Annotated in this window: 6 protein-coding genes; all 6 read left to right on the top strand. The window is 50.8% G+C overall.

The annotated features are described in order from the left end of the window. Positions 1-21: 21 nt before the first annotated feature. The 6 genes from SH451x_RS06590 to SH451x_RS06565 all read left to right on the top strand — a co-directional run bounded on the left by SH451x_RS06590 (position 22) and on the right by SH451x_RS06565 (position 11,241). Positions 22-2,217: a hypothetical protein gene (locus SH451x_RS06590; RefSeq protein ID WP_479361653.1), complete on the top strand. Its 2,196-nt coding sequence runs from the start codon at positions 22-24 to the stop codon at positions 2,215-2,217. Positions 2,218-2,238: 21 nt separating this feature from the next. Continuing rightward, positions 2,239-5,502 carry a hypothetical protein gene (locus SH451x_RS06585; protein ID WP_479361652.1) on the top strand — a complete coding sequence of 1,088 codons (3,264 nt, stop codon included), beginning with the start codon at positions 2,239-2,241 and terminating at the stop codon, positions 5,500-5,502. A gap of 92 nt (positions 5,503-5,594) precedes the next feature. Further along, the gene (locus SH451x_RS06580; protein ID WP_479361651.1) at positions 5,595-6,440 is read left to right on the top strand and encodes a hypothetical protein; all 846 of its coding nucleotides are present in this window, start codon (positions 5,595-5,597) and stop codon (positions 6,438-6,440) included. Between the two features lie 7 nt (positions 6,441-6,447). Further along, positions 6,448-7,284, top strand: coding sequence for a hypothetical protein (locus SH451x_RS06575; RefSeq protein ID WP_479361650.1), 837 nt, complete (start codon positions 6,448-6,450; stop codon positions 7,282-7,284). Beyond that, positions 7,278-8,387, top strand: coding sequence for a DUF6288 domain-containing protein (locus SH451x_RS06570; protein ID WP_479361649.1), 1,110 nt, complete (start codon positions 7,278-7,280; stop codon positions 8,385-8,387). The genes SH451x_RS06575 and SH451x_RS06570 overlap by 7 nt, the downstream gene beginning before the upstream one ends. Positions 8,388-8,391: 4 nt before the next feature. Then, on the top strand, positions 8,392-11,241 hold the full coding sequence (locus tag SH451x_RS06565) for a TlpA family protein disulfide reductase (protein WP_479361648.1): 2,850 nt from the start codon (positions 8,392-8,394) through the stop codon (positions 11,239-11,241). Positions 11,242-11,366 lie beyond the last annotated feature (125 nt).

Genomic DNA, 11,366 nt, shown 5'->3' with positions numbered 1-11,366 from the left:
CCTCAACTATTCGTCCATTTGATGACCCACACCAGCCTAACATTCCAGTGGTCAGCCATGTTGATCGTATTAGCGATCGCAGCGCTGGCGATTGTATGTACGCTAGGTCTTGTCGCATGGCGCCGCAGTGGTTACCGCAGATCCGTAGCACTGTTGGAGTTAATCCGCATTGCGATCGTCGGCTGCTGCATTTTGCTGTTGAGTCAGCCAGAAACGCAGGAGCTGTACAGGCCGACAGACAAACCTGTGGTTGTGGTCTTGGTCGATCAGTCGCTGAGCATGGATACTCAAGACGTTGTACAAGCAGAAGATCCCTCGGGTCCCTTGCTTTCGCGTCAAGCGGCCGTGGCACCGCTGTTAGATCAGTCAACATGGGAGCAGCTCGCGGACAAAGTAAACGTCGTCAAGACACCTTTTTCGTTCGAGAATAATCGAGCGAAAACAAATCTACACCAAGCTATTATGGACTCGCGAAATGAGCAGCCAAACTTGCGTGCGATCGTACTTGCCAGTGACGGTGATTGGAACGACGGGCCTCCTCCGGTGCAAGCCGCGATGCGATTGCGTCAGGACAAACTGCCTATTTTCAGCGTCGTCGCAGGGAGTCCTTCACGCCTACCCGATCTTGATTTAGTGGGCTTCGACGTGCCGACTTTTGGTATCGCAGGGAAGAATGTGCGGTTGCCATTCACGATCGAGAGTACACTGCCACGGGATCACGCAGCGGAGCTTGAGTTGAAGACTTCCGACGGCGAAGTAATCAAACACCAAATTCTAGTCGCTGCCATGGGTAGGACATCTGACGCCATCATGTGGAAGCCAGAGAAAGTCAGCGACTATACTTTAACTTTAACGCTACCGTCACATCCAGACGAAAGAATGTTGGAGAACAATCACAAAGAAACGCCGATTGCCATTCGCGAAGAAAAGCTCCGAGTCCTAGTCATCGAGTCTTATCCTCGCTGGGAGTATCGGTATTTGCGAAACGCATTGTCGCGTGACCCTGGTGTTGAAGTTCATTGTTTACTTTTTCATCCAGGGTTAGGCAAAGTTGGCGGAGGCAATCGTGATTACATTCCTGCTTTTCCGGATGCGCTCGAAGATCTTGCTCAATATGATGTTGTGTTCCTCGGCGATGTGGGCGTGCAAGAGGGACAACTGACCGAAGATCAATGTAAGCTGCTGAAAGGGTTAGTGGAACAACAGGCCAGCGGGTTGGTCTTCATGCCAGGCTTTAAAGGGAATGCACTATCGCTCACAGAGTCCCCGTTAGACGCGCTGTTGCCGGTGATTTTGGACGACTCGCAGCCTACTGGTTGGGGTTCGCGTACAGCGAGCCATTTTGCGTTAACAGAACTTGGGCGCCGCAGTCTGTTGACCAAACTCGCCGATACCTCCGATGACAATCTGCAGGTATGGGAAAACCTTCCCGGATTCCAATGGCATGCGCCCGTGATTCGTGCCAAGGCTGGTTCGGATATCTTGGCCGTCCACCAGGAAGCCAACAACGAGTTTGGACGAATTCCGTTGCTAGTGACCAAAACGTTTGGGACCGGGAAAGTCCTCTTTATGGGTACAGACGGCGCGTGGCGCTGGCGAAGAGGCGTTGAAGACTTATACCATTATCGATTCTGGAGCCAAGTCGTACGCTGGATGGCGTATCAACGCAACATGGCGGAAGGCGAAAGAATGCGTTTCTTTTACTCCCCCGAGCAACCAGAGGTTAAACAAACGGTTTCGATTAATGCCAATGTGATGCAAGCTAACGGAGAACCGTTGAATCAAGGGGAAGTGACCGCGCGAATCCTTGCACCCTCGGGCAGAATCGAAACAGTAAAGATGGCGAGCAGTGGGGCAGACTGGGGGGCTTTTGCGGGCTCATTTACTGTGGAAGAACCGGGGTCACACAAAGTTTTACTCCGCTGCGAACAAAATGACAGCGAACTGGAAACGTCTCTGTTTGTACAAGGGGCTACCAGCGAGCAGTTCGGAAAACCCGCACGCCCCGAAGTGCTAGAAGAGCTAGCTCGAGCGTCCGGTGGTAAGGTCTTGAAGGGGATTTCAACCGCCGAGATCCTTACAGAAATTTCTCGAATACCTGAGCCACAATTGGAGATTCGTCGAGTTCAACTGTGGAGTCACCCGCTCGTAGCCGGTATGCTTATTATTCTGCTGTCGACCTTTTGGATCGGCAGAAAGATCGCGGGACTGGTTTAATCAATGAGGTCGAACGACATTATGAGTACGTCACTTCAAGTTCCTGATTCGCTGACGCAACAACTCAAGGCCTATCGCGATCGCATTTGGACGACAAAAGTCGCAGAAGCGTTTCTATTTGGCGTAGTGGGATTGCTCATCTCTTTTCTCGCCGTTTATGCCTTGGATCGATTCTTCGACACATCACAAGGCATGCGTTTTACGATATATCTAACATCGCTTTGCATTTGGCTGATGGTACCTTGGGCAATGCACCGGTGGGTGTGGCGCAACCGACGACTTGACCAACTTGCACGGCTCCTGCGCATTCGTGAACCAAGTGTCGGCGATCAGCTATTAAGCGTCATCGAACTTTCACAGGACTATTCCGAACAAGCTAGATCACGAACGCTTTGCGCTGCAGCCATTGCACAAGTCGCTGAAGTCGCGAAGACCAAGAACTTCAACAATGCTGCACCACCTACTTATCTCAAAGGGCTCAGCATAACACTTGGTATTAGTGGAGTAATCGCGGTTGCTTTGATGCTCTTTTTCCCGGTCGCAGCGGCAAATGCGTGGTCTCGCTTCCTTGCACCTTGGAAGGAGACGCCTCGCTACACATTTACGGCCGTCGAATCATTGTCCGACCGGATGGTTGTGCCCCATGGTGAAACCACTGTTTTCAAAATCCAACTGCAGGAAGACTCGCGTTGGCAGCCCGAGACGGCCACGCTTCAGATCGATAGCCTTCCGCCATTGCAGACCAATTTGTCGGCTCGAGCGTATGCATTCGAATTGCCTCCTCAGACTGCGCCGCTGACGTTGACCCTTCGCGTGGGTGATTATGTAAAGTCGATCTACGTTGAACCAAAACTCCGTCCGGAATTGGTCGATTCAACCGCTCAGATTAAACTTCCCGGTTACTTGCGACGCTCAGGACTCATCGAACAAGATGTACGCGGCGGAAAGCTCAGTGCCGTTGAGGGTAGTACGGCTACGGTAGTGGCGAATGCTTCGCGTGAACTAGCCGAAGCGACTATCAACGGAAATCCGGCACCGATCGAACAAACCAAGTTTGCTTCTGAGAAACTGGCGTTGGGTGACGACGAACAGGCGCTCGAGTTGTGGTGGCAGGACCACGATGGTTTGGCGGGAAGGGAACCATTCAAGCTAGCGGTTCAACCTTCGAGAGATGAATCGCCCACTATATTGTCGCAAGATCTACCGCGACAAGCGGTTGTTCTGGAAAGCGAGCAACTTAACTTTCAAGCCCTAGCGGCGGATGACTTCGGCATCAAACAAATTGGTATTTCCTGGAGAGGTCTCGATGAAAATTCGTTGTCACTGCCAGCTAAAGGAGAAAAGTTGATTTCAATCGGCGGCCCGATGGAAACCTCGTTACAGGTCCCTGCAACATTCTCGGCGGCATCATTGGGAATCGAAGCTCAACCGATCGAAGTCCGATTGTGGGTGGAAGACTATCTTCCTGACCGTCCTCGAGTTTATGGCCCACCGCATGTTCTATTTGTATTGACCGCAGAAGAGCATGCGGTTTGGATCACGAATCAAATGAGCAAGTGGCATCGTGCGGCACTGGATGTGCGCGACAAAGAGCTACAATTGCACGAAGAGAACAAACGCTTACGTTCAATGGCCCCGTCTGAATTAAGCGACCGGCAGATGCAAGACGATTTGCGACGTCAAGCGGCTTCGGAGTCGTCCAACGCTCGACGGCTGGGGGCAATTGCGAAATCGGGTGAAAACCTTTTGCGTCAAGCTGCTCGGAATCCTGAAATCGGAGTCGGGCATCTAGATCAGTGGGCTGAGATGCTACAGATCTTAAACGATATCGGTACAAGTCGTATGCCGTCCGTTGCTGACCTTCTAGACAAGGCTTCGGTTCAACAAAAGCTTGCCTCTGGGGCGTCGTCTAAGCCTGGCGGCCCAAAGGCGGGTCAAAATCGCGGTAACGCCGCTGCGGCAAGCGATAGCAAATCAGACAAGCCGATAAAAAACGCGCCGACAATTCCATCAATCTCCGACATGGAATCTTCAGACCAACCGCAAGAGGGCGAATTCGCTGGCGGAAGCTCCAAGAAAAAGTATAGTGGCAAGAAATTAACGCTTCCCAAAACAACGCTCGCCGGTCCACCGCAAAAATCGGATGGACAACCGGAAGATGAAACGGAGGAAGAGGAAGAAGCCGTGATGGATCAGGCGATTCAAGAACAGGCAGACTTGCTTGCTGAATTTGAAAGAATCTCCGAGGAACTTAATACCATTCTAGCAAACCTCGAAGGCTCCACCTTGATGAAGCGACTGAAAGCTGCTTCGCGCGAACAGAACAAGATTGCTGAAAAAATTGGCTCGCGCATTCAGGACTTGTTCGGCGCAAAGGCCGCCGCTCCGGTCGACGCAAAGATCATGTTGAACGACCTTGCAGGCATTGAACAGGAGAGCAGCCAGAAGATTTCGTTCATTATGGATGATATGCAATCGTACTTCGAACGACGACGCATGAATCAGTTTAAAATCGTCTTGGACGAGATGAAAGAATTTCAAGTTGTGTCGGAGCTTCGCAAGCTTGGCGAGGATATTCCTAAAGAACAGGGAATTTCGATTGCTCAGGCAGAGTATTGGTCCGACACTTTGGATCGATGGGGCGATGACTTGGTGGATCCCGCGTGCAGCGGCGAATGTCCAGGCTGCAAGACATCGGACGCGTTGCCGCCTTCTCTGATTTTGGAAGTTATCAAAGTTTTGGAAAGCGAAGTCAACTTACGGGAAGAAACTCGCGTGGCTGAACAAGCTAAACCCGGTGTCGCGCAAGAGCTACATTTTGAAGAAGCTAAACGGCTGAGCAACACGCAATCCGAACTGAAACGCCGCGTTAATGCAGTGGTTGACAGTATCAAGGGTTTGCCCAACGGTGAGCAACGGTTCGGGAAAGAGATCAGCCTCTTGACTAATGTAAGCAGTGTTATGAATGATGCTGTTGAAATCTTGCGTTCCAACGACACCGGTTCAAAAGCCATCGCAGCCGAGACCGAAGCGATCGAACTGCTACTGCAATGTAAGCGCATTAATCCCAAAGGTGGTGGGGGAGGGGGCGATTCGCCTGGAGGCGGAGGGACGGGTACGACTCAAGATACTGCACTCGCCCTGCTTGGCAGCGGTCTGAACCAGCATGAACGTCGTGAAACGCGTGAGGTTAACCAAGCTACAGGCGAAACGGGAAACAAATTGCCGGAAGAGTTCCGCGCAGGATTAGATGAGTATTTCCGCCGCTGGGAAGAAAGCAAATAGCAGAGCTGTTCAGTAATTTCGTAATCGCTGTAGTTTGCAATCGCTGTGTTACAGCCCTGTAATTGATCAATAGAACATTTAGGAGAGAGTTCATGCTGGACAGAATGCCTTACCAAGTGCACCATCAGCTTCTTCCGTCAGCATTATACCGAACCGGTTTTTTTGCGTGCGCAATCGTCGGATTCAGCTTGGGCAAGTTCACTAGCGCTCAACAACCTCTCCCATTTCCCGCGCAGCCTTTTATTGAAGTCGAAGAAGCTCCTGTAGATCCTCTGGGGATCCCAGCGCCTTTCCATCAGCATGTCAAAGGACGCGTAGCAGTAGACTGCGCGTTGGCACGACGCATCTGCGAGTTGACAGAGGAGCAGGAGCAACAACTTTCAAGCATTAATAACGAATGGCTGACTCGCACTTATACCGACACCCGACGACGAGACGCGAAGATTGGAATGGTCCAAGCCGTCGGACAGGTACTGGGCGTTCGGCAGCTCCGAGCAATACCAGCAGAAAATCCCATCGATTCAATTCCGAAAGTCCTCTCGGCGATTGATGCAAAAGTAGAATCGATCCTTGAACCAGACCAAGCGAAATTATTTCGTACAGAACTCGATGCAAGAGAACGCTTCCGACGAGAAGCAGATGCGTCCGTGATGGTAGCAATTTTCGAACGCGATGTACTCATTACCGCCCAACAACGAGCGGCCCTGATTCAAGCGGTTGCTGACGATCTTAAAACAAATCTAGCATGGAGAATCTATGTCTTAAACGAACACATTCCTCCGCCAATTGCTGCATCGATCGTCGAAGAGATTCTTAATGACCGCCAACTTGCGCAGCGAGCAAAGGCAGCACGTCGTACCGATTCTGCAATGATCATAAACGATTTACAGCATCTTCAAGAACAGAACTTAAATGATGTCGAACACATCGAGAAGTGATTTTTCAATGCTTGACATCATCGTCAAATCCCTCACCCATTCTCGCTTTCCAGTGTCTGTTAGGCCGGCGCCCCATAACATTATAGGCCTACCAATACACCTGCTGTCACTTACAGTTCTGACGCTGATAGTTTTCTTGGCTTTCGACTCACAGCTAGCTCTGGCGCAAGTTATTAGAGCTCGACAAGTCCATTCTGAAATGGTCGACGTCTATGTGCTCAGTGGAGCGAATGACGAAAATTTCAGGGCGCAGATCTCGAACAACGCTATGCGCGAAATAGAAGGCATCTCACAAATCCTTGACCTTAATCCAGATCAACGTCGCAAACTGCAGCTCGCGGCAGAGGGTGACGTTTCTCGATTTATGGATGAAATAAGCATAGTACGCGAGAAAACCAAAGGACTCAACTTACGAAACGCTGCCGAAGTCCAAAAGGGATTGCCACTCGTAAATCCTCTTCGCGAACGGATCCAAATCGGAATTTTCGGCGACGGATCACTGTTAAACAAAGTGATTTCTTATAGCCTGACTCCGGAACAATTGGAAACGTATAATTCGGCCAAGCAAGAGAAAGATATCGCTTACTACCAAGCTATTGTTAAGGCCACGCTTGCAGACCTGGAGCAGAACATGCCACTTACAATCGTGCAAAGGACGGCAGTACTAGATTTGATTAATTACCCTAAGAAAGTCCCAAAAGGTAGTTTGTCCGTTCTCGGTCAGGTGCTACTGGCAGACATCAGTTCTACCGAAATTGACCAAATACTTGATGTGCATCAGCGCAAGGTATTTAACGATTTTGTTAAACGCTACAGAGGAATGCGAAACCAATTCCAATGGTAACTCCAGTAACAGATCACGGCCAAGCCGAAGAACAGCGGCTATCGGCGAAACGAGCGTGGAGGGTCGGGCTGCTGTTTGTCGCCAGCATCGCGTTTGGCCATCAAGCCTTTTCACAAGACAGCGCTCTCTTCATCCCTGCAACTCGTGCCCAAGGCGATGTAATTCCGCGCGACGTCCGAGAGATCTATGACCGTGGCTTGAATTTTTTGGTTCAATCGCAGGGCGCTGATGGACGCTGGATGGAAAGCCAGTCGGGCCCCGGACAAGATGGTTTAGCGCTGATGGCTCTGCTGGCCTCTGGTGAAGATCCTAACTTTGGTATCTACAGTCAGCCGATTCGCAAAGCTTTGCGTGCAATAATTCGTTCGCAAGATAGCTCGACGGGATATCTAGGCGATAGCATGTACCAACACGGCTTCGCTATGTTAGCACTGGCAGAATGTTATGGCGCTGTCGACGAAACAGATTTATGGGCCGAAGAGAAATCACGGTACAAGACGCGGAGCATTGGTGAAGCTCTTGAGCTTGCCGTTCGCTGCGCCGTTACCTCTCAAGCTCAAAACCCTCTGAATGCTTGGCGTTACTCGCCATCGGCCCGCGACGCAGACACTTCAGTGACCGGTGCAGTTCTGATGGGGCTGTTGGCGGCTAGAAATGCGGGGATCGAAGTACCTGACAAGGCGATTGACGGAGCTGTGAGCTATGTCGTGTCCTTGACTGGAGACGACGGTACCGTGGGTTACTCCGGAGGACTCGGCGGGATGGGCGAATCAATCGCGCGCAGCTCGATCGCTTGCCTCGTATTCAGCATAGCCAAACGCAAAGACTTGAAGCAATTCGAAGGGGTTAAGGATTACGTTTCCACGCAGATGAACGCGGAATCATCCTATCAGGAGTACGGCAGATACTATCAAGCCCAAGCACTTTTCCAGTCAGACTTGGACGCATGGGACCGTTGGAATCGATCGCTGGTGCGACAATTGAAATCGACGCAAAATAGAGATGGTAGTTTCGACGGTAACTTCGGGAAAACTCTCGGCACATCGATGAACTTGCTGGCAATAGCGTTAAACTTTCGCTTCCTTCCAATCTACGAACGATAAACACATGCTTGCCAATGTCGTATGGTTTGCAATAACAAAGCTGAGCATGAAACGGCTGAGCATCACATGCGTGCTCGCCGCTATCATGTCGACCGTTTGTTCTGCAGATGAGCCAGAAGTATTTGTCCGATTCAAAGATGGCAGTACGATCCAAGGCACGATCTCCCCGCGAGAAAATGTAAAAGAGTTTGCATTGCGATGCAGGGGCTTTCAAGAAGACTTGATATTCGATTGGCAGTCAGTCCATTCGCTGCTGCAGACCACCACAGGCACTGCCGAACCGAAATTGGGTGACACGACGCATTCTTTCCAGCTTGAATTGGCCAATGGCGAACAAGTGGTAGGACGCCTGCTGTCGATGGATCGTCAAATGATCACGATCCAATCTGCCTCGCTCGGAGAACTCCGACTGCTGCGCGACGACGTACAGTCAATCTTTCGCCTTAATACGGATGTCGAACTCTTGTATTCGACTCACCACGATGACAGTAAGTGGCACGCGGTACAAAACGAAGAGGATTGGGAAAAAACCGAAACCGATTTATCGACAAATGTACGCAGTGCTTCGATCTGCGGGCACGTCGATCTGCCAGAAAAGTCTCAGATCACTCTGCATCTTTCCTGGGAAGGACAACCAAATTTCACGCTTGCCTTTGGTACTGAACAATTTCCGAACGGCGAAGAGCCTCCCGATGCCTCCGAACCAAAAACTCAGTTTGAAGTTTGGGATTCGCGGTTGGTGCTGGTCCGTGAAGCAGACAAAGTAGCAGACGTTGCGTTCATATCGGAGCTAACAAGAGATATGACACAAATTGAACTGGCGATTTTTTTTGACCAAAAACGCGGCACCGTAGCTGCTAAAATGAATCGAGAAGCACGAGCAAAAGTGATTACGGTTGACTCCGGTCGAATCGGTTCCGCGATAACAATAACGAATCACGGAACTTCGCTCAAATTACATTCGCTTCAGGTTCACGACTGGGACGGAACAACTCCCGAAGTTCTAAACTCCGAGTCCCCGGCAATCGTTGATAATAACGGTAATGCGATTGCGGGCGTTGTCCAATCGTTCGACGAGGCAGCACAAGAATTCATCGTGCTCGGCGGCGACGAAAAGCCGACGAGGATTGCTGCGGCCAATTTAAGGGCTGCGAAGCTTGGTGATGCCGGTAACCGCTCTGCCGAGAACCATGCGGCGTCCAATAGCCAACAAAGTGTTGCTCTCGCTCTAACAGATGGCACATCATTGAGAGGCCAATGGCAAGAGAATTCGAGTGGCAGGTTTCACTTCAAGTCGGACCACTCCCCTGAACCGGTGTCATTCGCGCCCGAGTTTTTACGAGTTGTAAATGGTTCAGCCGAGATTTACCAACCTTCGAATCCGTCGACTAAAGTTGGCAAGCTCACCATCGGTGACTCACAGTTGAACGGATATTTTCTACCGGATAGTACCGCAAACGCTGTTACAGGTTTACTGTGGCAACCTTCGATTGGACGGAACGCCAGCGAAATTAGTTACTCAGCTAGTGGTAGAATTTTCTTCCAAGCAAATTCGAATGACTTTTATCGGACGCGGATAGCGATAGCGGCTGCGAAACAGCGACAATTGGCAAGGCGAAATCTCGTTGCTCCTGCCCTCGCTGAACCGCCGACTGCTTTAGGAACCAAGGTGCAGGATTGGACCGTTTCTGCTAATGAGATTCGTTTCAGAAATGGCGATTCCATCGAGGGGACCTTACAACGAATCAGTGAGAGCGGCATAAATTTTCAATCCGCACAGACCACATCAGGTTTCGCAACGCACGATCAAATCGAATCGATCACATTGGTACCGCTTGCCACTGCGGACCTCAGTGCCGATAAGCGAAAAAGATTGCTGGCGGTGCCTCGTTCGATGAAAAACGATCCGCCCACTCACCTGATTGTGTCGAAGAATGGTGACTATTTGCGCGGCCGCTTGGTTGGATTTGCTGGCGATAAGTTGACTTTAGAAGTGCGATCAGAGCCAAATGAGTTTCCGATTTCGGAAATCTCGCAAATAATCTGGCTCGATAGACCCGAATGGATAGCCAAGAGTAACCCGACTGCAAATGATAGCGGCGAAGGTATTGAAGGCGCTAGTTTGAAAGATGATGAATCATCTGCAGAGCCCAATCCATTCGAAGTTCACACGGTTGCAGGGGATGGCCGTCGTTTAACCATCGAACCCCGCCGCATGACTAATGGCAGACTCGAAGGTACAAGCCAACTGCTGGGTGAAACGTCGGTCGCCATTGCTGACATTGTCCAACTTCTTTTCGGCCGAAATATTGAAGAGCAAGTTTTGTCGCTGCAGACTAAACCTTGGGAACTAACGCTTGCACCTTATCCTCGTGTCTATCTTGAAGAGGACAACACCAGTGGCAGCTCGTCGTCATCCGTTTCGCCGATGGTAGGAACAGACGCGCCCGATTTCAAATTAACGACTGTTGATGGCGAGACGTTTCGGCTTAGCGAGAATCGAGACAAGATTATCGTTCTGGATTTCTGGGCCAGCTGGTGTGGACCATGTATCAGTTCGATGCCAAAACTTCATGCGGCAATCCAGGAGATAAACAACGACAGCGTCTTGATGTTGCCAGTGAATGTGCAGGAGACAAGTGAGCGAGTGCGTTTGGGTCTCGAACGAATGAAACTTGAGTGCGACAGCTTGCTCGATAAAGATGGCGAAGTCGGAGCTGCGTACAGTGCGGTTGCAATCCCTCAGACGGTTATTATTGATCGTAGCGGCAAGATTACGAATGTATTTATAGGTACCGGGCCTAAGTTCATCGAAGAATTCCGAGGAGCGATCATGGCGCTGCTTGAGAACTGAAACATCGTCAAGCCGATCGAGAACCGGATAGGCTTTTCCGATCACCCAAGAAGCGCGGCGCGTCTCCAACGCCGCCGATGATCCGCGTGCCCAACGGGCCGCGTCGCAGCCGCCGTACCCAACAA

This window comes from Njordella aestuarii (assembly GCF_056494165.1).
The sequence above is the reverse complement of the archived record's forward strand: the minus strand, read 5'-3'. Positions and strand labels throughout refer to the sequence as shown.